We start from the raw sequence: 22,886 nt of genomic DNA, 5'->3' as shown, positions 1-22,886 counted from the left end.
TGACGGTCGTCCGCCTTCGCACGGAGTAACGACGATGGCACCGCAGCCGACCGCGCCGGGCATACCGCAGGCCGCCGCGCCGGCCGAGGCGGGCGTCCGCCCCAGCCTGACCGAACTGGTGGCGCTGCGCGCGGCCGTCGCGCGGGTGCCAGCGCCGCGCCGCGGCCGTCACGGCCTCAGCGGCGCCGCGCCGTCGCCGATGCGCGGGCGTGGCATGGAGTACGCCGAATCGCGCGAATACGTGGTGGGCGACGACGTCCGCCACATCGACTGGCGGCTGACCGCGCGCAGCGGCCGTACCCACACCAAATTGTTCCAGGCCGAGCGCGAGCGGCTCAGCCTGATCGTGGCCGATACCGCGCCGTCGCTCTATTTCGGTACGCGCGTCCGCTTCAAGTCGGTGCAGGCGGCGCGTGCCGGGGCAGTGGCCGCATGGGCGGCGCAGCGCCAGGGCGATCGCCTGGCCGCCCTGCGCGGCAGCCGCAGCGAAGCGCCGGTGCCGCCCGCCTCCGGACCGCGCGGGGTGCTGCGTGTGCTCGATGCGCTGGCGCGCTGGTATGCGCAGCCGCCGCAGGATGACGCCGGCCTGGGCATGGCCCTGGATCACGCGGCCAAGTTGCTGCGCCCAGGATCGCGCCTGACCGTGCTGGCCGATCCGGCCAGCGCCCAGGCGGTACCCGCCGCGCGCTGGGCCGGACTGGCGCTGCACAACGACGTCGAGTTGTTGCTGCTCGCCGATCCGCTGGAAGTGCAGCCGCCGCGCGCAGCCCTGCCGTTCTGGGCCGGCGGCCGCCGCGTGGAAGTGGATCTGCTGGCGAGCACCGCGCAGCAGCGCTGGCGCGCGCAGTTCGTGCAGCCGCTGGAAACCCTGGCTGCGGAACTGCCGGGCCGTGGCGTGCAGGTGCGGGTGCTGCTGAGCGACGCGCCCAGCGAATCGTGGTTGCTGCCGGTGTCGCAGGGGGCGATGGCATGAGTCCGCAGCAACTGCCCCTGCGCGATGTGCATCTGCCGCCGGCGCCAGCCTGGTGGCCGCCCGCACCGGGCTGGTGGATGCTGGCGGCAGTGCTGCTGCTGGCGATCGCCGCGGTGCTGTTCGTGTGGATACGCCGGCGCCAGCGCGTGCAGCGCTGGCAGCGCCAGTTCGACGCGGCAACGCGCGCGGGTGAACCGCCGGCGCAGGTGGCCGCGGTGTCGGAGTTGCTGCGGCGCGCGGCGCAACGTCGCGATCCCGCCGCGGCGACATTGCAGGGCGAAGACTGGCTGCGGTTCCTGGACGGGGGCGACAAGCGCCAGGCGTTCTCGGCCGGCCCGGGCCGTGTGCTGCTCGATGGCGGTTATCGGCCCAGCGTGGACCCGGCACAGGTGCAGGCGTTGCTGCCGCTGGCGCGGCGCCGGTTCCTGGTGCTGATGGCGACGCGACGTGGAGGACGGCGATGAGCCTGTTGCCGTCGTCGTGGCAGAGCCTCAGCGATCTGGTGGCCGGCTTCGCCTGGCCCTGGATGTGGCTGGCGATGCCGCTGCCCTTGCTGGCCAACCTGCTGCTGCCGGCACGCCGCGGCAATGCGCCGGCCTTGCGCGTGCCCTATGGCGAGCGCCTGCAGGCCGTGGCCGCCGCCCCGGTGCGCGGTGGGCTGTGGCGCGCCAGCGTGTGGCTGGCATGGCTGGCCTGGTTCTGCCTGTGCGCGGCGGCGGCGCGGCCGCTGCAACTGGGCGAGCCCATCGCGCCGCCGCAGCAGGCCCGACAACTGATGCTGGCGGTGGATCTGTCCGGCAGCATGAGCGAGCCGGACATGACGCTGGGCGGGCGTGTGGTCGATCGTTTGACCGCGGCCAAGGCGGTGCTGGCCGATTTCCTCGACCGCCGCGACGGCGACCGCATCGGCCTGCTGGTGTTCGGCCAGCAGGCGTATGCGCTGACTCCGCTGACCGCGGACCTGGCCACGGTGCGCGACCAGTTGCGCGACAGCGTGGTCGGCCTGGCCGGTCGCGAGACCGCGCTGGGCGATGCGATCGCGCTGGCGGTCAAGCGCCTGCGCGAGCAGAAGCAGGGCGAGCGCGTGCTGATCGTGCTCACCGACGGCGTCAACACCGCCGGCGTGCTCGACCCGCTGAAGGCCGCCGAACTGGCCAAGGCCGAACACGTGCGCGTCTATACCATCGCCTTCGGTGGCGACGGCGGCATGTCCCTGTTCGGCCTGCCGATCCCCGGGAGCGGCGGCGACGATCAGGTCGACGAGGACACGCTGCGCAAGATCGCGCAGGACACCGGTGGGCGCTTCTTCCGCGCCCGCGACACTGCCGAGCTGGCCTCGATCTACGCCGAGCTGGATCGGCTCGAGCCGGTACGGTCTGCCGGCCCGGCGGTGCGGCCGCGGATCGAACGCTACGCCTGGCCGCTGGGCGCGGCCTTGGCCCTGGCGTTGCTGTCCTTCATCTGGCCCTGGAGGCGGCAATGACCCGCGTGATGGAGTTCCTCCAGGCCCTGCACCTGTTGCGTCCGGAGTGGCTGTGGGCGTTGCTGTTGCTGCCGTTGCTGGGTTGGAGCTGGTGGCGTCGGCGCCGGCGCCGCGACATCTGGCGGCGCACGGTGGACCCGCACCTGCTGCCGCACCTGCTGGCGCGCGGCGATGCCAAGGGCCGCGCCGGCCTGTTGCTGGGTGCACTGGGCTATGCGCTCGCCGTGCTGGCGCTGTCCGGGCCGAGTTGGCGCCAGGAACAGCAGCCGTTGTGGCAGGCGCGCACGCCGTTGGTGATCGCGCTGGATCTGTCCGCGCGGATCGATGCGCGCGACCTGCCGCCGTCGCGGCTGTTGCAGGCGCGGGCCAAGCTGGCGCGGCTGCTGCACGAGCGCGCCGGCGGCGAAGTGGCGCTACTGGCGTATGCCGGCGAGCCGTACACGGTGGCGCCGCTGACCGACGACGCGGCGAACGTGGGCCTGTTCCTCGACGCGCTGTCGCCGCAGGTGATGCCGGTGGCGGGGCAGCGGACCGACCTGGCGATCGACTGGGCAGCGCAGTTGCTGCGCCAGGCCGGTTTCTCCCGTGGCGACATCCTGGTGCTCAGCGATCAGGCCGATGCGCAGGCGCAGCAGGCGGCGGCGCGTGCGGCCGGGCAGGGCTATCACGTGTCCGCGCTGGGATTGGGCACCGCGCAGGGCGCTGCCTACCGCGACGACCAGGGCCGGCTGGCGCACGCGCAACTGGATGCCGGCTCGCTGCGTGCGCTGGCCACGGCCGGCGCGGGGCGCTATGCCGCGTTGACGCCCGACGATAGCGACCTGCGCGCGCTGGGCGTGTTGCGGCCGCAGGAAGCGGACGCCACGGCCGCCGACGAAAGCCATGGCCGCGTGTGGCTCGATCAAGGCTATTGGTTGCTGCCGCCACTGATGCTGCTGGCATTGCTCGCGTTCCGCCGCCGTGGTGGCGCCGCGGTGCTGCTGCTGGTGCTGGCGCCGCTGGCGATGCCGATACCGGTCCATGCGCAGGCGCAGGCGTCGAAGGCGCCACAGGCACAGACGCAGGCGTCCGGTCCTGTTGCAGGTGGATGGTGGGAGCGTGCCGACCAGGTCCGCCAGCAGCGGCTGGACGCCGGCGTGCAGGCGTATCGCAAGGGCGATTTCGCCGCCGCCCAACAGCAGTTCGAAGGCATCGACAACGATGCAGGTTGGTACAACCTCGGCAATGCGCTGGCGCGCCAGGGCCGTTACGACGAGGCGATCGACGCGTACGACAAGGCGCTGAAGCTGCATCCGCAGATGGCCGATGCGATCGCCAACCGCGCCGCGGTGGAGGCCGCGCGCAAGCGTCAGTCGTCGCAGAACTCCAAGTCCGGCCAGCAGGGCAAGGACGGCCAGCAGCAGAAGAGCGGTCAGCAACAGAACGGTCAGCAACAGAACGGACAGCAACAGAACGGACAGCAACAGAACGGACAGCAGCAGAACGGTCAGCAGCAGAACGGACAGCAGCAGAACGGACAGCAGCAGAACGGTCAGCAGCAGTCGGGCCAGCAGCAGAAGGACCAGCAGCAAGCGCAGGGCGGCCAGCAACAGAATGGCAAGCAGCGCGACGGCCAGCGGGGGCGCGAAGGCGCCAAGGACGCACAACAGGCGCCACCGAAGCCTGGCGATGCGCAGACGCAACAGCAGGCCGATGCGGCGCAGCGCCAGCAGATGCAGCAGGCGATGGCGCAGCAGGGCGGCACCGACAAGCAGGCCGCCGAACGCGCGGCTGCCGCCGCGAACGAGACGCCGCAGCAGCGCGAGCAGCGCCAGGCGGTGGAGGCGTGGTTGCGGCGGGTGCCGGACGATCCGGGCAATCTGCTGCGCGCCAAATTCAGGCTGGAACACGAACGCAGGCAGCGGGAACAGGAACCATGATCCACTTCAAGCGAGTCGGCCAGCGGGGGCGCGTCGGCGCGGTGCTGATGGCGTTGGCCGCGCTGCTGCTGGCGCTGCCGGCGGGTGCCGCCACGCGTGCGTGGCTGGATCGCGACAACGTCGGCGCCGGCGAGGGCGTGACCCTCAACATCGAGACCGATCAAGCCACGGCGACCCCGGACTACACGCCGCTGCGCGCGGATTTCGCGCTCAGCAACGAGGTCAAGAGCCGGCAGATGCAGATCGTCAATGGTGCGGTCTCGGCGAAGTCCCTGTTCGGCGTGATCCTGACCCCGCGCAGCACCGGTACGCTGGAGATCCCGTCGCTGCAGGTCGGCAACGAGCGCACCGCGCCATTGCGGTTGGAGGTGGGCGCAGCCAGCGCCGCGGCGCCCGCCACCGCCAACGCCGATGTGCCCGCGCAAGTGGGTAACGCCGATGTGTTCGTGCAGACCGTCGTCGACGACGCGCAGCCCTATGTGCAGCAGAGCGTGGGCGTGGTGGTGCGGCTGTATCTCGGCGTGCCGCTGAGTTCCGGCGAACTGGACCTGGACGCGCCGGCGGGCGCGTCGTTGCAGCGCGTCGGCGACGACATCCAGAACCGCCGCCAGATCGACGGACGCATGTACACCGTGGTCGAGCGGCATTACCTGCTGGTCCCCGAACGCAGCGGACCGCTGCTGTTGCCAGGCGCGCGTTTCAGCGGGCGTGGCCCCACCGGCTTCTTTGACGACTACTTCGGTCGCGGCGGCGAACTCAATGCGCGCGGTACCGCGCAGACCCTGCAGGTGCGCGCGCAGCCGGCCAATGCGCCGCAGCCATGGCTGCCGCTGCATGAATTGCGCCTGCGCTATACCGCCACGCCGCAGCGCGCCAAGGCCGGCGAGGCGGCCGACATCGTGGTCGAGGCCACCGCACGCGGCGCCACCCAGGCCCAGTTCCCCGAACTGCCCACGCCCAGCGTCGATGGCGCGCAGGTGTTCGCCGAGCCGCCGCAGGTGCAGGAACGCTTCGTCGACGGCGGCCCGCAGGTGACCGTCACCCGCCGCTACTCGATCGTGCCGCAGGCGGCGGGCCCGTTGCTGGTGCGCGGCCTGCGCATGCCCTGGTGGGATGTCGGCGCCGGGGCCGCGCGCGAGGCCAGCCTGCCGGACCTGACCCTGCAGGTGCAGCCTGGGCAAGGCGTGCCCGCGCCGGCCCCGGCGCCGGTCAGTCCGACGGCGCCGACGCTGAGCGTGGTGCCGCCGGACAACGCGGTGGCGCCGACGCACACGCTGCGCGGACGGCTCGCTTCGTTGCCGCTGTGGATGGCATTGGCCGCGGGTTTCGCGGTGCTATGGCTGGCGACCCTGGTCTGGGCCTGGCGTCCCGCGCGTCGCCCGCGCGGCGCGGCCGCGCTGCCGTCGACGGCGCCCAACGCTGCGCCTGGCACGCCATCGGCGCCTGCAAGCGCCCGCGCCGCGCTGCCGGCGTTGCGCAAGGCCCTGGACAGCGGCGGACTGGACGAGGTCGCGGCGATCCTGTGCGCACAGGCGGGCGTCGCCGACCTGGATACGGTCGTGCAGCGTCTGGACGATCCGGCACAGCGCGAGGCGGTGCTGCGCATGCAGCACGCGCGCTGGGGCGGTGGCGGCGATGTGAGCGGTGCGCGCGCCGCGTTGCGCCAGGCGTTCTGGGCCGGGCCGCGTTGGCGCGCTGCGCCGCGCAAGCAGGACAAGGACGATTTGCCGCCGTTGTATCCGCGCGACGCGTGAAGCGGCCCTCGCCAGCCAGAACCCACGGCGCGGCGTAGCGCCGCGCGGCAACGAGTTGCCGCAAGTTGGCGCGTGCGACGGGGCGGTGCTTGCGCAGAAGTGCGCCGCGCGGCGGCAATATGTCGACGCGAGACTGCAACCGATGCCAATGCCGCGCATCGCTCCTTCAATGGGTCGCGCGGGGTTCGGATCACGCAGACATTGGCAGCGAGCGGGATGATCCCGCTCGCTGCGCAGCGGCATCCATGGGCAACGACAATCGCGGTTTCCGGGTGGCCAGCCACGTCCGCTGCGCCCGTAACGAACGATCGTTAAGGACACAAGCCCCACTCATCGGATCTGGCCGGGCGACACGCCGGCGGTCAGTACCGGGTGATGACCGAGTGGTCCCACCACAGAACGCCCACTTTCATCATGCCTTCCTGTCTGACTGGCCCCAGTACCCAATTGTTGGGGTGATCGCCAGCGACGACGTGCCGCAGATCCATGGCTTCGGTCTGGACGAACACCCCGTCCACCCGATAGTCGTTCAAATCCCAACTGGCCTTCTGCGCTTCCGGCAGCCCTTCGTTGTATGCCTGCACCATGTTCGCAAGGTTCTGACGGGTGATGCACGTGTGGTAGAAGCGCTCTTCATTCAGGGGGACGCGGCCGATGACCGATTCGTCCGAACCAGGCGCCTTCGTCGTGAACAGGGCATTCTCCCTGGCCAACGAGTACATGTAGCGTCCTACTTCGGCATTGCCCGCACCTTCGCCCGTGTCTTCAGGCCGATTAGCCCAGAGCTTGATGGTCAGGTTGATGCTTTTGCCCAGCCGGGTGTCGTAAATGAAAACCGAAAAATAGCTTTGCACCTTAGGCACTGGCTCCGAGGAGAAATACGTCACTTTGTGCCGCGTCGCAAAGCACACCCGACTATTCGGTCCATATGACCAGTTGTGGATCTGATTGTTTTCGAGCTCGCCGCCGAATGCGCCGTCCATCTTGTAGTCGAGCGCGCCGTCATGTCCGTAGGTATTCAAGAACACGCCGGCCTTGCCGCCTCCCATGTTGAAGCTGGTGCTGCCATAACGCGTCGCGTTGAAACTGGCTTGATGCGCGGCTTGCACAGGCGCGCCCGCCTGGGTGAAGGCATTCACGTCCCAAAGCTCGTGGAGCGGAAAGTCCACTGCACTGCCATAGCCCTCATTGAACAGATAGTAGCCCTTTGGTTGATGCGCCTTACCTGCGAGGCCACCTGCCCATTCGGTGCCGGATGCGCGTTGCCAGATCTGATTTTCGGCCTTCGCTGGCGTGACTGCGCCAGCTAGCGTTGCGGTCGTCAGCGTCAGGGCAAACAGAGTCCTTTTCATGTGCGTCCTTTTTTGCGTATCGGATGGGTACCCGGGGGCGTGCGTTCGGTCGTGCCCCCCGCGCAACAATCTAGCGGTCGTGCCATTCCGTAAATCAGATCTGCAGCCCAATAAAACGACGTGTCTTCCAACTCCTTCTCTCTGGTTTCAACGGCACTACATCCGATCCGGAGGCCGTTGTGGCGTTTCGATAGACGTGTATCTGCCTCATAGCCACTGTTCGACATCGGTGCGTCAGGACGTGCGTGGCTAAGGCGTCCATGTCTGCATCAGATATGCGCTCTGGTTACGATGCATGTTCGGCGTGAGGCCGGCCGGTCTTGAGCGCCTGAGCACCCAGGCCGCGGCGGCGAGCAGGAGAGGAAAAAGATGGGGGCCGGCCAGGGCGGCGGATGCGGCGCAATGGGCGACAGGGCCATCGGCCGGATGTGGGCCGATGTCTGCGCGGCGCATGGACTGCCCCCACAGGCTTGCGGCCTCCCAGTAGGGGTTTGTTAAGCTCGGGGTTCTCTCTCGCAAGGTGCACTCATGACCGACACCCCCGTGAAGGCCGAAACCGGCATGCCGTTGCACTGGAAAATGGCGATCGGCTTCGTCCTCGGGCTGGTGCTGGGCCTGGCGGTGCATATGAGCGTGGGAGGCGATGCGGCGTGGGTGCAGGCGCTGACCAAGTACCTCACCACGCCGTTCTCGAAGTTGTTCCTCAACCTGATCTTCATGCTGATCGTGCCGCTGCTGTTCTCGGCGCTGGTGATGGGCATTTCGGAGATGGGCGACATCCGCGCGCTCGGCCGGATCGGCTGGAAGACGCTGGGTTACACCGTGGTGCTGTCCGGCGTGGCGGTGCTGCTGGGACTGGTGCTGGTCAACGTGCTCAAGCCCGGCATCGGCGTGGATCGCGAGCTGGCGCAGCAGTTGCTGCAGCAGAACGTGGAGCGTACCGCGCAGATCGTCGACCAGAGCAAGCATCAGCCGCACGGCATGGACATGCTGTTGTCGATCGTGCCCGACAACGTGATCGAAGCCGCGTCCAGCAACGGCGCGATCCTGTCGCTGATGTTCTTCGCGGTGATGTTCGGTGTGGGCATGGTGCTCAGCGAGGACGCCAAGGTGGCGACGCTGCGCCGCGGCATCGAGGGCGTGTTCGAGATCTCGATGACCCTGATCGGGCTGGTGATCCGCCTGGCGCCGTATGCGGTGGCCTGCTTCATGTTCAACCTGGCGGCACTGTTCGGCTTCGAGCTGCTGGTGCGGCTGGGCGCCTATGTGGGCGTGGTGGTGCTGGCGCTGGGCCTGCACATGGTGGTGAGCTACGGCGTGGCGGTGCGCCTGGCCGGACGCTCGCCGCTGTGGTTCTTCCGCTCTACCCGCGAAGCGACGGTGATGGCGTTCTCCACCGCGTCCAGCAACGCCACCCTGCCGACCGCGCTGCGCGTGGCCGACCAGATGGGGCTGCCGCACAAGGTCTCGCGTTTCGTGCTGACCGTTGGCGCCACCGCCAACCAGAACGGCACCGCGCTGTTCGAGGGGGTGACGGTGATCTTCCTGGCGCAGTTCTTCGGCGTGGAACTGAGCATCGCGCAGCAATGCATGGTGATGCTGGTGTGCATCCTCGGCGGCATCGGCACTGCCGGCGTGCCATCCGGCTCGCTGCCGGTGGTGGCGCTGATCTGCGCGATGGTCGGCGTCGACCCGGTCGGCATCGGCATGATCCTGGGCGTCAACCATTTCCTGGACATGTGCCGCACCGCGCTGAACGTGACCGGCGACCTGGCCCTGACCACGCTGGTGGCCAAGGGCGAGGATGGCCGGGATTAGGGAGTCGGGATTCGGGATTGGGGAAGGTGGCGGCGTCGCCGCCTGACAGGCCACGCGTCGGAGCGGCCTCAGCCGCGATGGACCATCCCCGGAAAACGCCCGTTGCGGTTGAAGCCGCTTCTACGCCATCCGGGGCCTACAGCCGGTGACACTACGAATCCCGAATCCCCAATCCCCAATCCCCAATCCCAGCCTGTGGGACAATAGTGGGCCCGACGCCACGCGCCCGCTTCCGACAGATCCCTCATGACGACGCCTACCCGCCGCGAACTCGCCAACGCGATCCGTTTCCTTGCCGCCGATGCGGTCGAGGCCGCCAATTCCGGCCACCCCGGCATGCCGATGGGCATGGCCGACATCGCCGAAGTGCTGTGGAACGACTTCCTCAGCCACAACCCGAACAACCCGCACTGGTTCAACCGCGACCGCTTCGTGCTGTCCAACGGCCATGGCTCGATGCTGCAGTACGCGCTGCTGCACCTGTCCGGCTACGACCTGCCGATCGAGGAGCTCAAGCGCTTCCGCCAGCTGCACAGCAAGACCGCCGGCCATCCCGAGCGCAGCGAGACCCCGGGGGTGGAGACCACCACCGGTCCGCTGGGCCAGGGCTTTGCCAACGCGGTCGGTTTCGCGCTGGCCGAGAAGTTGCTGGCGCAGCGCTACAACCGCCCCGAGCACCAGATCGTCGACCATCGCACCTGGGTGTTCATGGGCGACGGCTGCATGATGGAAGGCGTGTCCCACGAAGCCGCGTCGCTGGCCGGCACCTGGGGCCTGGGCAAGCTGGTGGCGTTCTGGGACAACAACCATATCTCCATCGACGGCAACACCGCCGGCTGGTTCAGCGACAACACCCCGGCCCGGTTCGAGGCCTATAACTGGCACGTGATCCGCGATGTCGACGGCCAGGATGCCGACGCGGTCAAGGCCGCGATCGAGGCCGCGATCGCCGAGAGCGAGAAGCCGACCCTGATCTGCTGCCGCACCACCATCGGCTTCGGTGCGCCGACCAAGGCCGGCAAGGAATCCTCGCACGGCGCCGCGCTGGGCAAGGAAGAGCTGGAAGGCGCGCGCAAGGCGCTGAACTGGCCGTATGCGCCGTTCGAGATCCCGCAGGCGATCTACGACGGCTGGCGCGCCGGTGGTGCGGGCACGCTGCGCCAGGCCGAGTGGGAGCAGGCCTTCGACAAGTACGCCAAGCAGTACCCGGCCGAAGCCGCGGAACTGACCCGCCGCTCGCATGGCGAGCTGCCGGAAGACTTCCTCGCCCAGGCCGACGCCTATATCGCCAAGCAGGCCGCCGAAGGCCAGACCATCGCCTCGCGCAAGGCTTCGCAGATGGCGATCGAGGCGTTCGCCCCGCTGCTGCCGGAGCTGGTCGGCGGTTCGGCCGACCTGGCGCATTCCAACCTGACCCTGTGGAAGGCCAGCAAGTCGGTCGCCACCGACGATCCGAACGCCAACTACGTGTACTACGGCGTGCGCGAGTTCGGCATGACCGCCATCGCCAACGGCCTGGCGCTGCACGGCGGGTTCATTCCGTTCGACGCCACCTTCCTGGTGTTCAGCGACTACGCGCGCAACGGCGTGCGCATGAGCGCGCTGATCCCAGCGCACGCGATCCACGTCTACACCCACGATTCGATCGGTCTGGGCGAGGATGGCCCGACCCATCAGCCGGTGGAACACCTGGCGTCGCTGCGCTACATCCCCAACAACGACGTGTGGCGCCCCTGCGACACGGTGGAGTCGGCGGTGAGCTGGAAGGCCGCGATCACCCGCAAGGACGGCCCGAGCTGCCTGGTGTTCAGCCGCCAGAACCTGCCGCACCAGCCGCGCAGCGCCGAGCAGATCAAGCAGATCGAGCGCGGCGGCTACGTGCTGGCCGATGCCGAGGGCGGCACGCCCGACGTGATCCTGATCGGCACCGGCTCGGAAGTCGGCCTGGCGGTGGAAGCCAAGCAGGCGCTGGATGCTGCGGGCCTGAAGACCCGCGTGGTGTCGATGCCGTGCACCGACGTGTTCGATCGCCAGGACGCCGCCTACCGGGAGTCGGTGCTGCCGTCGTCCGTGCGCAAGCGCGTGGCGGTGGAAGCCGGTGTCACCGCCTTCTGGCGCGCCTACGTGGGCCTAGACGGCGCCGTGGTCGGCATCGACAGCTTCGGCGCCTCGGCGCCGGCGAACGTGCTGTACAAGCACTTCCAGATCACCGCCGAACACGTGGTGGCGGCGGCGAAGGCGCTGTAAGCCGATCCCGCGATGGAAGACGGAAAAGGCCGGCGTATGCCGGCCTTTTTCTTGTCTGTGCGGATGTGTCGGATGAGGGAAAGTGGATCTCGTAGGAGCGGCTTCAGCCGCGACCGCCGTTTCCTGTAACGCCCGTCGCAGCTAAAGCCGCTCCTGCCACGACACGTGCATTGGCGAGGTGCTCAACCGCGCTTGCGCGGCCTGCTGCGCGGCGTCGCAGATTTGCCGGCGGTGCTGCCGGATTTTTGCGGCGTCGCCAGTGCGCCAGCCTCCTGCAGTTGCTGCAGCCAGGACAGCGCGTCGACGTAGGACAGGAAGTGCTGCAGATAGCCGGGCGAGAGCGTGCGCATCAGCGTCAGTGCGCGATGCACCAGCACGCCGGAGTTCAGCGGACCGGCGTCGGCGGGTGCCGGTTGCAGCGACTGCCGCAACTGGCTGCGGCTGCGCAGCTCGGTCCACAGCCGGCGCGCGTCTTCGACCGCGGGCAACTGTGGCGCGACGATGCGCGCTGGCGCCGCTGCGGACGACGGCGCTGCGTCAGCTGGCGACGCTGCCGCTGTGAGCGGCTCGGTGGTGGTCCCGGTGCCGGTGTTGGCACCCAGGCCGGGCGCGGCGTCGGATTCGGTGGCAACGTTGCTGGTGCTGGTGCTGGTGCTGGTGCTGGCAGCCGAACGATGTTCCGCCAGCAGTGCGCCCAGCGGACTCGGCTGGGCCGAGCGCGCCGCGGCGTCGGCGGTATCGCCAGTGTCCGGCGGCGCTGCGGCCAGCGCGGCCGCGTAGGCGTCGAGCAGAGCGGACAGCTTCTGCTCCAGCATTTCCCGCGCCTTGCCCTGCTGCGCCTCGGTGCGGCGTACCAGCGCCTCAAGGAAGCGGAAACGCAGCGGGTCCAGCCGCTCGGCATGCTGTGCGCGCCAGGCGGCAAGACGGTCGGCGGCGGCGATTGGATCAGGGCGCATGCGGTGTCGCGGCGCGCTTGCGCATGCGCGGCAATGGTGCCATCTCCACGCGGCGGTTGCTGGCGCGTCCGGCCTCGTCCACGTTCGGCGCCACTGGCTGCTGCGCGCCGAAGGCCGCGGCGAAGACCGCATCGGCCGGTACGCCGGCCTCGATCAGCGCGCGGGTCACGGTCAGCGCACGCTCGGCTGACAGTTCCCAGTTGTCGGCGAACTGGCGGTTGCTCTCGCGCACCTGGCGGTCGTCAGTGAAGCCGCTGACCATCAGGATCTCGTCGCGGGCCTTGAGGTAGCCGGCCAGCGGTGCGGCCAGGCTCTTCAGCAGGTCGCGGCCCTCCGGCTGCAACTGGTCCGAGTTCAACGCGAACAGCACGTTGCCGCGGATGCCGATGCGGCCGTCGACCAGAGTCACCCGGCCCGCCGCCAGCGGGACCGACAGCGCCTGTTCCAGGGTCTTGCGCTGTTGCGCTTCGCGCTGGTGCTCACGCATTTCCGCGTCCAGCTTGTTCGCCAGCTGCAGCTGCACGCCGATCACCCCGATCAGGATCAGCACGAAGGCGCCGAGCAGCACCGACATCAGGTCGCCGAACACCGCCCAGACCGGCGCGCCGCTGTCGGCGTCGAGTTCCAGCTCGTCGCTCATGCCGCGTCGGCCTGGTCGGGCGCCTGGCGCGCGGCGAGCTGGCGCAGTTCCTCGGTGATCTGCTGCTGCGAGAGCATGCTCAGGTCGATCACTTCGCGCGCCTGCGCCACGTAGTACGCCAATTGCTCATCGCTGCGCGCCAGCGACTTGTCCAGCGCCTGTTCGATGCCCTGCAGGCGTTCCAGCAGCGCCGTATTCGATTCGCCGAAGGCCTGCACCGCACCGGCGAAGGCGTCGCCCAGGCTGGCCACTTCGGTGGCGCCGGCGACGACCTGTGCGGCGGCGTCGCCGAGCTTGCCGGTCTCGGCTTCGATCCGGTCGGTGAAGCGGCTGCCGACGCGCTCCAGCAGGTCGGCCGAGGTGGCGACCAGGGCATCCACCGCGCTGCGCTGTTCGGTGGATGCGTGGTTGACCGCCTCCAGCAGGGTCTGAAGCGTGGCCAGCAGGCGGTTGCGTTCGTCCAGCATCGCGGTGTCGCGGACCATGCTGTCGGAGAGCTTCTGGCGCAGTTCGGCGACCACGTCGGCCGCCGCCTTCGGCGCTTCCGAGGCGACCTGCACCAGCCGCTCGATCTCGGCGATGGTGTCGCGCGCCTGCGCCTGGCTCTGTTCCGACATCGCCGCGGCGGTCTCCTGCAGGGTGCTGCAGATCTCCTGCTGGCGCTGCGCGATGCGCTCGCCGTGATGCTCCCACTGCCCGCCGAGGGTCGCGGCCATGCTGGCGAAGCTGTCGGTCCAGGCGCGCAGGCGCGCCTGGTCGCGCGCTTCCAGCGCCTGCTGCAGGTCGGCATGGGCCTGCTGCAGCGTCTCGGCCAGCGTGGCGGCGCGCTGTTCCAGGGTGGCCGCGGCCGTGTCCAGCGCCTGCGCGTTGCGCACGGCGAGGGCCTCGTTGACCTCGCGTTGCTGCGCCAGCGCCGAGCTCCAGGCCTGTTGCGCGGCTTCGGCAGTGCTGTCCAGGCGCGTCGCCACGGTCTCCAGCGCCTGCGCATTGCGCATGGCGAGGGCCTCGTTGACGTCGCGTTGCTGCGCCAGCGCGGCGCTCCAGGCCTGCTGCGCGGCCTCGGCGGTGGCGTCCAGACGGGTCGCCACGGTTTCCAGCGCCTGCGCATTGCGCGTGGCGAGCGTCTCGTTGACCTCACGCTGCTGCGTCAGTGCCGCGCCCCAGGCCTGTTGTGCGGCCTCGGCGGTGGCATCCAGACGGGTCGCCACCGTGTCCAGCGCCTGCGCATGGCGCGCGGCGAGACCGTCGTTGGCCGCGCGCTGCTGCGTCACGGCCTCGGCCCAGGCCTGCCTGGCGTCGTCGCTGGCGGCCTGCAGGCGTGCCGCGGTCGCCTCCACCAGGCTGATAGTGCGCTGTTCCAGGCCGTCGCCGGCGCGTTGCAGCGCGCTGCCGAGTTCCTGCAGCAGCGCGCCGTTGGCGCGTTGCTGCTCGGCCAGCGCCTTGTCCCAGCGCTGCGTGGCCTGCTCGGCGGCCTGTGCGAAGCCGCTGGACAGACCGTCCAGTTGCCGCTGCACCGCCTGGCCGACGCTGTCCTGCAGCGCGGCGGTCTCGCGCGCCACGCCGTCGAGGGTGCGCTGCACCACCGGTTCCAGCGCATCGCCGAACGCACGCGCGTGCGCGGCCACGCCGGCCTGCAGGGCGTGTTCCACGGCCCCGGCCAAGCGCGTGTAGGCGGCTTCGGTCCGGCTGTGGAAGGCGTCCTGGCTGCTGGCCAGGCGTTCGCCGCTGACCGCGCTGTGCTGTTCCAGCGCCGCCATCATCGTCTGCATGCGCTCGATCAGGCCGGGCATCAGCGTGGCCTGGGTCTGCAGTAGCTTGAAGGCCTCGTTGCGCTGGTAGGCCAGCGAATGCGTGCGCAACGCGGTGGCCGCATGCAGGTCCAACTGCTGCACCGCCTGCAGGCGCTCGCGCCGGCACAGCGCGGCGAGCAGGCCGAGCATCGCCGAGGTGGCCACGCCGGCGATGGAGGTGCCGAAGGCGAAGCCCAGGCCCTTCAGCGGCGCCGCCAGCGAGGCGCGGATGGCCTGCAGGTCGGTGGCGCTGTCCAGCGCCAGGCCGGTGCCACGCAGGGTGGCCATCATGCCCAGGAAGGTGCCGAGCATGCCCAGCAGCACCAGCAGGCCGACCAGGTACGGGGTCAAGGCCGGCACCGGCAGGGCCGCGCGCTCGCCCTCGATGCGCAGGCGCACCGCGTTGCGCAGGCTGGGGTGCAGGCGCTGCAGCCAGCCGCCCAGGTCGCTGCTTGCGGCGTCGGCTTGCGCCAGCGCGCCGTGCAGGGTCTGCGTGGCCTGGCGGTAGCGGTACAGCTCGGCGATGCCGGCCAGGTAGCAGAGGCCGATCAGCGCGGCGAAGCCGGCGCCCAGCGGGTTGGAGCCGAGATAGCCGACGCCGATCCAGCAGACCACGGCGAGGCCGGCGAGGAACAGGGCGGAATGGAGCAGGGTCTTGGGCATGAGGGTCAAATCAACGGCTGCGAAGCGCGGCGAGCAGCGCTTCGATGGGATGGAAGCGGACGTCAAGTTCGGCGCGCAGGACGCTGTGCAGGTCCTGGCGGAACAGGTCCAGCCAGGCCACGTCGGACGGCGCCGGGAGAGGGTCGGTGAGCGTTGGATCGGGAGTGGGTGCCGCCGCCGTCGCGCGCAGGCGCTGGAAATGCGCCTCGAGCAGGTTGGGCACCGTCGCCAGCAAGGTCTGCTCGCGCGGGCTGAGGGTCAGTTCCATGACCGCATCGACCTCGGCCAGCCGCGCCATGTCCGGCGAGAGCGGGATCAGGGCATCGCGCAGCAGGCCACGCAGGCGCCCGGTCGCGGTGAGCATCGCGCGCTGCAGCGCCAGGTAGCGCTGGCGGAACGGCGCGTACTCGATCGGTGCGTCGGGGTCGTGCTGGCGCTTGCCCACGGGCTTGCCGGTCTCCTTGGCGATGTCCAGGGCGATGCCTTCTTCCAGCGCGGCGCGCACGCGCAGGCATTCGGCCTCCAGCGCCGACGGTTCCGGCGCTTCGGGCGCGTCTTCGGCGGGCTCGGGCAGTTTGCCGTCCAGCGCCCGCGACACCGCCACCGCGCGGTTCCAGTCGATCCATTGGCCGAGCCGGTCGGCCAGCGCGGGGCTGGACGCGGGCATCGGCGCATCGCTCAGGCGCGCCAGCAGGCGAATGAAGGCCGGGCCCGGGACGGGCGCCCGTGGAGGGGCTTTCGCCATGTGAGGGGTCAAAAACCCGCAATTTTACACGCGAATGACATCCCCCGCCGGCACCTGCCTGCGGCGGTCGGAAACCGTTGCGTGGCAGGCACCGCGCGGTCCTGGCGGCGTCCAGGTGGGGCTGGCGGCGCAGGCGCCCGGGGATGCGGGGCGCTCGCTGACGCGGCCGCAGGGCCGACCGCGCCGCCGGGGCGCGTCCAGGCTGCCCGATGCGCCACAAGGCCTCCGGCGCGGCGCGCCGGAGGCAGGCGCGGCGTCAGTAGGTGTAGCTCAGCGTGAGCATGTACACGCGCCCGGTTTCCACGTAGGCGCCATCGGCACCGGGGTCGTAGGCCATGTAGCGCGTGGACTTACCCTGGGTTTCGTAGAACGTGGCCGCGTTCAGCAGGTTCTTGGCGGCGATCCCGACATCGATGCCGTGCGGCAGGTGGTAGGTGGCGGTGAAGTCCAGCGACTTGACCGGCTGCAGGTAGTAGTTGAGCCGGTCGCTGGTCAGGCCGAGCAGTTGCAGGCCGGTGTAGTTGTAGGTCAGGTCGGCGCGCAGGCGGCTGTCGTCGTAGAACAGGTCCAGGTTGTAGATGCGCTCGGGCGCACGCGGCAGCCAGGTCTTTTCGGGTTGGTCGGCGCGCTTGCTGTCGGCGGAGCTGTGCTGCAGGGTCAGGTTGGCGGCGATGCCGAGATTGCCCCAGAACCCGGGCAGGTCCTGCAGGCGCTTGCTGCCGGCCAGCTCCACGCCGTACAGCGTGGCGGTGCCGCCGTTCTGCGGCATGGTCACCGGCACGCCGTCCTCGAAGGTGGTGCCGGTCGGGACCAGGCCACCCAGCGTGTTGTCGTTGCTGGTCGCCGACTGCGAGGTGTAGATGAAGCCGGTGATGCGCTTGTAGTAGGTCGAGGCGCTGAGCACGCCGCCGTTGCGGTCGTAGAACTCCGCGGACAGGTCGGCGTTGTCGGCCTTGCTCGGCTGCAGGTCGGGATTGGGTTTGGAAATGCCGATGACTTTCTGGGTGGGATCGACGGTGTACACGGTCTCGCCGGAGATCAGGCCGAACGCCGGGCGGCTGAAGCTGCGGCGCAGCGAGGCGCGGTAGACGGTCAGCTCGTCCGGGCGGTAGTTGAGGCTGATGCCGGGCAGCACCTCGCCATAGCTGCGGCCGCTGCCGACGAAGCGGCCGTTGATGCCGTCGCCGTTGGACTGCCAGGCGTCGGCCGAGTAGCGGGTCAGTTCGTAGCGCACCCCGGGCAGCACGGTCACCGCGCCGACATGCAGCGTGGCCATCGCGTAGCCGGCGTAGATCGCCTCGGTGCTGGAGGTGGTGTTGGCGTTGTAGTCGTTGGCGGTATAGACGCCGGCCCCATTGGGATCGTTGACGTACTTGTACGGCACCGCCTGCGCGCGCACCCAGTCGCGGTCGAGGATCTTGAACGGGCCGGCGTAGTGGCCATCGAAGGCGGCATAGGTGAGACGGCCGGGCAGCGCGCTCAGCGGCGGGCCGCCGGCGTTGGGGAACACGTAGTTGCTGCCGCCGAAGTAGGGGCCGTTGTAGATGAAGTTGCCGTCCTTGTGGAAGAACGGGTGATCGTAGGAGCCGCGGTCGGCGTGGTCCAGCGACAGGCCGGTCTTGACCTCGTCGAGCAGGTCGCCGTCCACGCGGTAGCTGATGTCGGCATGCGCGCTGGCGCGGTTGTCGTGGCTGCCGGCGTCGTGGCCCTGGGTCTTCCAGAACAGCGCCGAATCCAGGCTGTAGAAGAAGTTCTTCAGGGCCGGCGAACTGGGGCCGATGCCGGGATAGGTGGGGTCGCTGAGGTCGAACGCGAAGCTGCCCGGGGTGAAACCGTACAGGCTTGCGGCGACGTAGTCCGGGCGGCTGCGTGTGCCGCGGCCGAACGATCCGCCGTAGTCGAAGCGCAGGCGGTCCAGCGTGGTCTGCCCGCCCAGCTGCAGCGTGGCCAGGGTTTCCTTGATGTCGTGGGTGTTGAAGTAGCCGCCACGCACCGCGGTGGGCTGGTTGTTGACGGTTTCCAGGCGTGCGCTGGACTGGTCCTGCTGGCCGGTGACGTTGTAGCTGCCGTAGATGGCGCGGGCGAAGAGGGAGGTGTGGTCGCCCTGCCAGTCGAAGGCGAGGTTGCCGCCGTAGCGCTCGATCTGGCTGGTGTAGACGCTGTACTTGTAGCGGGCGCTGAGCAGCGGGCCGACGTCGCGCAGGTCCACCGCCTTGGCCTGCGCCGGGTCCGCCGGGAAGTACGCGCTGTTGGGCGCGGGCGCCTGCGCCATGTTGTTGTTCTTGCCGTAGTAGGCCGAGGCGTAGATGCCGAACGCGTGGTCGTCGCCGAACTTCCAGGCCAGCTCCTGTTGCACCGTGCCGCCGGTGTGCTTGCCGCCGAGGTCGGAGGCGAGCGCGTTGAACTGGCCTTGCGCGGTGGTCTTGCCGTAGAAGTCGCCGTCGAAATCGAACGCGCTGGGCGTGCGCATGTCGATCGCGCCGCCGATCGCGTCGCCCGGCAGGTCCGGGGTCGGCGACTTGGAGACCTTGACCGACTGGATGCCGAACGGCGCCAGCATGTTCAGCGAGATCGCGCGCGTGGACGAATCGGTCTCGGGCATGCCGAAGCCGTTGAGGCTGTAGCTGTTGTAGCTGGCATCCAGGCCGCGGATGCTGACGTAGGCGTTCTCGCCGGTGGTGGCCTGGCCCAGATGCATGTCGCTGTAGGCCGACAGGCCGGGCAGGTGCGCGACCACGTCGGCGATGCCGACGGAGGGGATCGCGTCGATCTGCTGCTTGCTCATCACGCTGTTGACGCCGCTGGACAGGCGCTGCTCGTCCAGCGAACCCGGCGCGCTGGCCTGCGCCGCCTGCACGTTGACCGAGTCCAGGGTGGTGGTGCGCGCACTGGCGTCAGCGGGGTCGTTGGCATCGCTGGCGCGGGCGGCTGGTGAGAGCGCCAGCGCAAGGGCGATGGCACAGCACAAGGGACGGGGGCGATGGAACACGGGCATGGGCACGACTCGTTGGGGGAAACAGCGGTTGCGATCCGAAGTCCGGACACGCCGATGCCGGCGCGCGGATCGCCCAGGCCTTCCATTGCGTGTGTGCAGGGCGTGGCCGCGACGCAGCGCGGCCACTGGCGATTAGTGGCGCAGGTCGACGTCGTGGCAGTCGGCTTGCGGGCGTTGCGGATTGCAGCGGGCGACGGCGTCGCCGGGAAAGCGCACCACGTAGCCGGAGGCGGCCGGCTCGTGATCGGGAAAGTCGGTGCTGAGCAGTTGCGCGCCGCTGGCGAGCATGGCGTCGCGCCGCGCGGTGTCGTTGCGCAGGGCTTCCTTGAGGTCGGCATCGGTGCGGGTGCGCACCAGGTAGCCGGCCTTCACCAACGTTGCGATCGCGTCGGCGCTGCCGTCGTTGCGCTCGACGAAGGCGGCATCGTCGGTGCCGGGATCGGCATTGGTGAAACACACGCGGCCGCGCAAGGACGGATGGCCGGCCAGGTAGGCCGGGCCGACGGCACGCTGGTCGAGCAGGAACACCACCTTGCCGCGCGCCGCCGAGAGCGCGGGCCAGCCATGCGCGAGCACGGCGTCGTTGAGCGTGGCCGCGCTGCCACGCACCTGGTCGGGGCTGATGTACTCGTTGGCGGCGAACACCGCGCGCAGTTCGGCATCCAGTGCATCCAGCGCCTTGCCGTCGAACGGTTCCGGCTGCACCGTGGGGAAGGCCGCCGGCACGGTCGATTGCTTGGTTTCCAGCAGGATGAAGAGTGGCAGATGCCCGGGATGCCGTTGCGACCACGCCCGCACCTCGCGCAGGCAGGCCAGCAGCGGCTGGCAGGTGCTGCGTTGGTCGAGGTCCTGGATGTGCATGACCTTGAAGCCCGGTTGCTGCATCACCCCCGGCGCGGCGATCGGCGGGGCCGGCGGCAGCCCGGCCTTGGCGAGTTGCTCGATCATCGCCGGATGCGCATAGCGTCCGCCCTTGGCGTCGGCGTAGATGTCCAGTTCGATCTGGCGCACGCCGTCGTCCAGTTGCTGCGTCAACGGCGGGTGCCGGTAGTCGAGCGCCGCGAACGTCGCCGGGTCCAGGCGTTTCCACAGCGCCGCTTCGCTGGGCGCGAAGCCGGCGTGGTAGCTGTTGTGGCTGCCGAGGTACTGCAGGTCGTTGAGCTTGGGTTCGGCGAGCAGGGCGGACGGCAACAGCGCCAGTATCGCCAGCAGCACGCGCAGCGCGGTGCGACGGGAGAGCGACGACGGCATCGGGACAGGGCGTTGGGAGTGCATCGCGGCCACGCTTGGTAACGATATCCCGACAGCATCCCGAGCGCAGTTGACGCCCTTCCTGCCGGCATGTTGCCGAATCGTGTCATCGCCGCCGATGCGCGACATTCGTGCAGCGCGTCGCATTCGCATGCGACGCGCGGTCACTTATTGCATCGCGCCTGCGATCGGTGCGCCAGCGCGTTGCAGCGTCAGGCGCGGCGGCGCGTCATGGCGGCGTGCGCGTGCGCTGCAGCGCGAACGCCAGCAACGTCGCCTCCAGGCGCTCGCCGAGACTGCGTGGTGCGTCCAGCCCCATGCGCTGCATGCAGGCGGCGTCGCGGGTGGGACGCGCCAGCAAAGCCGTGGCGATCGTCTTCAGCTTGGCGCCCGTACTGGTGGTGTGTTGCTGCAGCCAGGCCAGCGCGCGCAACAGGCGCTGCTCGACCTCGGTGAAATCGCTGCCCAGCGGATAGTCGGGCAGGCTGCCGTCGCGGCGGAACGGCGCCAGCGCGTCGCGCACCCGCGCGGCGTGGTTGCGCTGCCAGTGCGCCGGCGCAATGAAGCCGGCGGCCAGCTTGCCGTTGGTCTTCGCCGTTTCCAGCAGTGCGGGTTGCGCCTGCACGTCGGCGATCCCGGTCATCGCCGCGATGCAATCCTCGTCGGTCAGGCCGCGCAGGTCGGCAATGCCGTACTCGTTGACGTAGAGATCGCGCAGGTGCCGCGGGATGGTGGTGTGGCCGTAGTTCCAGCGCAGGTTGGACTGCGCCGCGCCGCCGTCGCTGCGCACGGCGCGGAACATCAGCACGCTGCGCGCGTCGTCCAGCGCGTGCGCCATGGCCACGAAGTTGTACTGGCCGCCGACGCCGGACACCACGCGGCCGTCGTCCAGCGCATCGGACACCGCCGCGCCCAGCGCGGTGGCCATCATGCAGGAGTTGAAGAAACGCGCCTCGCGCCGCTGCAGCCGGCGCAGCGCCTCGCCGCCGTACAGCTGGTTGATCTCGCTGATGCGGTGCATGCCGATCGCCTTGCGCGCCTGCGGATCCATCTCGCGCAGCCAGGCGTAGAACTCCGGCGACCCCAGGTAGAACGCGCCTTGCAGGTATTCGCCGTCGCGCTCCAGGCGCTGCAGGTCCTGCGCATCGGCGCTGCTGTCGGCCACGCGCTGCAGCAGCGGCGCGTCGTCGAGCACCTTGCGCCGGATCACCCCGCACTGGACCAGTTGCCGGAAGCCCTCGTTGAGCATCTCGCTGCAGCCGAACAGGCCAACCGCAAACGGCTCCAGGCCGCCACATTCGCGCACCGCCGGATGCCGCTCCAGCTCCGGATCCAGCGCCGCCAGCACCTGCCGGTAGCGCGCGTTGTCGGTGTGCCGCAGTACCAGCGCGTGGCACAGCGCATCGGCCAGGGTGCCGATGCCGATCTGCAGGGTGCCGCCGTCGCGCACCAGGGTGCTGGCGTACAGGCCGATGGCGTAATCGGCATCGGCGACCGGCTGCCGCGGCAGCCCGAACAGGCGCGGATACGGCCCGGGCGGGGTCACCACCACGTCGAAGAAGCCCGGTTCCACCGCCGCAGCCCCGCCGATCCACGGCAACTGGGGATCGACTTCGGCCACCAGCAGCGGCCGCGGCAGGCCGCGCCGCTGCACCGCCGCCAGGGTGTCCTGGGTGATGTCGTTGTTGCACGAGAACGACAGCCGGGTGCCGTCGGGTTCGCGTGCCACTTTCTGCACGATCAGGTTCGGCGCGCGCTGCGCCACCGCGTCGGCGGCATGGGTGTAGTTGAGGCTGGTGTAGCTGCGCTGCGCCTGGGTCGAGCGCAGCAGCGCGCCGGATTGCATGTAGAACTCTTCGACCTGGATGTGCGCCGGCAGCGCATCGCGCTGCATCGCCTGCACATAGCGCAGGCGCGGGAAGTCCTCGCCGAAATGGCGCTGCACGAACGGCCGCGCGAACCGGCCCTGCAAGCCGCCGCCGGGCGCCGGCGGATGCAGCGACAGCGCGGTGTAGATCTGCAGCGGCCGCGTTGGATCGTGCTCGATGCGGTCGTACAGCGCGTTGAGCAGGCGGTGCGGTTTGCCCAGGCCCAGCGGCGCGCCCACGCGCAGCGGGCCGGCGATGCGCTGCAGGATCAGGTCGGCAGCAGCGTCGAGGTCGTCGAGATGATCGGTCATCGGCATAGCTTAGAGCGTGTGCGGCCGATTGCAGTGCGTTCGGAGGTGGCGCCGTTGTGTCGGCGCAGGGGCCGGCGGGATGTGTCGAGCACCAGCGGCGGCTCCGTGTTGGTCACGGTCG

The 22,886-nt window shown here is 69.8% G+C and carries 15 protein-coding genes; 7 read left to right on the top strand and 8 right to left on the bottom strand.

Annotated features, from left to right (window positions below):
• The first annotated feature begins 34 nt into the window (after positions 1 to 34).
• From Q7W82_RS18555 to Q7W82_RS18535, 5 genes are read left to right on the top strand one after another with little or no spacing between them, the layout of a single operon-like run.
• Positions 35 to 973, top strand: a complete 939-nt coding sequence (locus Q7W82_RS18555; RefSeq protein ID WP_242160579.1) for a DUF58 domain-containing protein — start codon at positions 35 to 37, stop codon at positions 971 to 973.
• Positions 970 to 1,437, top strand: coding sequence for a DUF4381 family protein (locus Q7W82_RS18550; protein WP_242160580.1), 468 nt, complete (start codon positions 970 to 972; stop codon positions 1,435 to 1,437). The genes Q7W82_RS18555 and Q7W82_RS18550 overlap by 4 nt, the downstream gene beginning before the upstream one ends.
• Complete coding sequence (locus Q7W82_RS18545; protein ID WP_242160581.1) at positions 1,434 to 2,456, top strand: VWA domain-containing protein; 1,023 nt, start codon at positions 1,434 to 1,436, stop codon at positions 2,454 to 2,456. The genes Q7W82_RS18550 and Q7W82_RS18545 overlap by 4 nt, the downstream gene beginning before the upstream one ends.
• Positions 2,453 to 4,375, top strand: a complete 1,923-nt coding sequence (locus tag Q7W82_RS18540; protein ID WP_242160582.1) for a tetratricopeptide repeat protein — start codon at positions 2,453 to 2,455, stop codon at positions 4,373 to 4,375. The genes Q7W82_RS18545 and Q7W82_RS18540 overlap by 4 nt, the downstream gene beginning before the upstream one ends.
• Positions 4,372 to 6,129, top strand: a complete 1,758-nt coding sequence (locus Q7W82_RS18535; RefSeq protein WP_242160583.1) for a BatD family protein — start codon at positions 4,372 to 4,374, stop codon at positions 6,127 to 6,129. The genes Q7W82_RS18540 and Q7W82_RS18535 overlap by 4 nt, the downstream gene beginning before the upstream one ends.
• Before the next feature lie 362 nt (positions 6,130 to 6,491).
• On the opposite strand, the gene Q7W82_RS18530 is transcribed toward Q7W82_RS18535, so the two are convergent.
• Positions 6,492 to 7,481 carry a hypothetical protein gene (locus tag Q7W82_RS18530; RefSeq protein WP_242160584.1) on the bottom strand — a complete coding sequence of 330 codons (990 nt, stop codon included), beginning with the start codon at positions 7,479 to 7,481 and terminating at the stop codon, positions 6,492 to 6,494.
• Between the two features lie 528 nt (positions 7,482 to 8,009).
• Here Q7W82_RS18530 and Q7W82_RS18525 point away from each other — a divergent pair.
• Positions 8,010 to 9,299: a dicarboxylate/amino acid:cation symporter gene (locus Q7W82_RS18525; protein ID WP_242160585.1), complete on the top strand. Its 1,290-nt coding sequence runs from the start codon at positions 8,010 to 8,012 to the stop codon at positions 9,297 to 9,299.
• Between the two features lie 246 nt (positions 9,300 to 9,545).
• Positions 9,546 to 11,546: a transketolase gene (gene tkt / locus Q7W82_RS18520; RefSeq protein ID WP_242160586.1), complete on the top strand. Its 2,001-nt coding sequence runs from the start codon at positions 9,546 to 9,548 to the stop codon at positions 11,544 to 11,546.
• A gap of 182 nt (positions 11,547 to 11,728) precedes the next feature.
• On the opposite strand, the gene Q7W82_RS18515 is transcribed toward tkt, so the two are convergent.
• From Q7W82_RS18515 to Q7W82_RS18485, 7 genes are all read right to left on the bottom strand, one after another.
• A complete protein-coding gene (locus Q7W82_RS18515) occupies positions 11,729 to 12,502 on the bottom strand; it encodes a DUF2894 domain-containing protein (protein WP_242160587.1) in 774 nt (257 codons plus the stop codon).
• The gene (locus Q7W82_RS18510) at positions 12,492 to 13,142 is read right to left on the bottom strand and encodes an OmpA family protein (protein ID WP_242160588.1); all 651 of its coding nucleotides are present in this window, start codon (positions 13,140 to 13,142) and stop codon (positions 12,492 to 12,494) included. The genes Q7W82_RS18515 and Q7W82_RS18510 overlap by 11 nt, the downstream gene beginning before the upstream one ends.
• On the bottom strand, positions 13,139 to 15,595 hold the full coding sequence (locus Q7W82_RS18505; protein ID WP_242160589.1) for a DUF802 domain-containing protein: 2,457 nt from the start codon (positions 15,593 to 15,595) through the stop codon (positions 13,139 to 13,141). Before Q7W82_RS18505 ends, Q7W82_RS18510 begins: the two co-directional genes overlap by 4 nt.
• Before the next feature lie 10 nt (positions 15,596 to 15,605).
• A complete protein-coding gene (locus Q7W82_RS18500; RefSeq protein ID WP_242160590.1) occupies positions 15,606 to 16,340 on the bottom strand; it encodes a DUF3348 domain-containing protein in 735 nt (244 codons plus the stop codon).
• A gap of 256 nt (positions 16,341 to 16,596) precedes the next feature.
• The gene (locus tag Q7W82_RS18495) at positions 16,597 to 19,335 is read right to left on the bottom strand and encodes a TonB-dependent receptor (protein WP_242160591.1); all 2,739 of its coding nucleotides are present in this window, start codon (positions 19,333 to 19,335) and stop codon (positions 16,597 to 16,599) included.
• A gap of 132 nt (positions 19,336 to 19,467) precedes the next feature.
• Positions 19,468 to 20,586: a phosphatidylinositol-specific phospholipase C1-like protein gene (locus Q7W82_RS18490; protein WP_242160592.1), complete on the bottom strand. Its 1,119-nt coding sequence runs from the start codon at positions 20,584 to 20,586 to the stop codon at positions 19,468 to 19,470.
• A 229-nt stretch (positions 20,587 to 20,815) separates the two neighbouring features.
• On the bottom strand, positions 20,816 to 22,771 hold the full coding sequence (locus Q7W82_RS18485; RefSeq protein ID WP_242160593.1) for an acetyl-CoA hydrolase/transferase C-terminal domain-containing protein: 1,956 nt from the start codon (positions 22,769 to 22,771) through the stop codon (positions 20,816 to 20,818).
• Positions 22,772 to 22,886: the final 115 nt, after the last annotated feature.

Origin of the sequence: Xanthomonas indica (assembly GCF_040529045.1) — a bacterium.
Classification (GTDB): domain Bacteria; phylum Pseudomonadota; class Gammaproteobacteria; order Xanthomonadales; family Xanthomonadaceae; genus Xanthomonas_A; species Xanthomonas_A indica.
The sequence above is the reverse complement of the archived record's forward strand: the minus strand, read 5'-3'. Positions and strand labels throughout refer to the sequence as shown.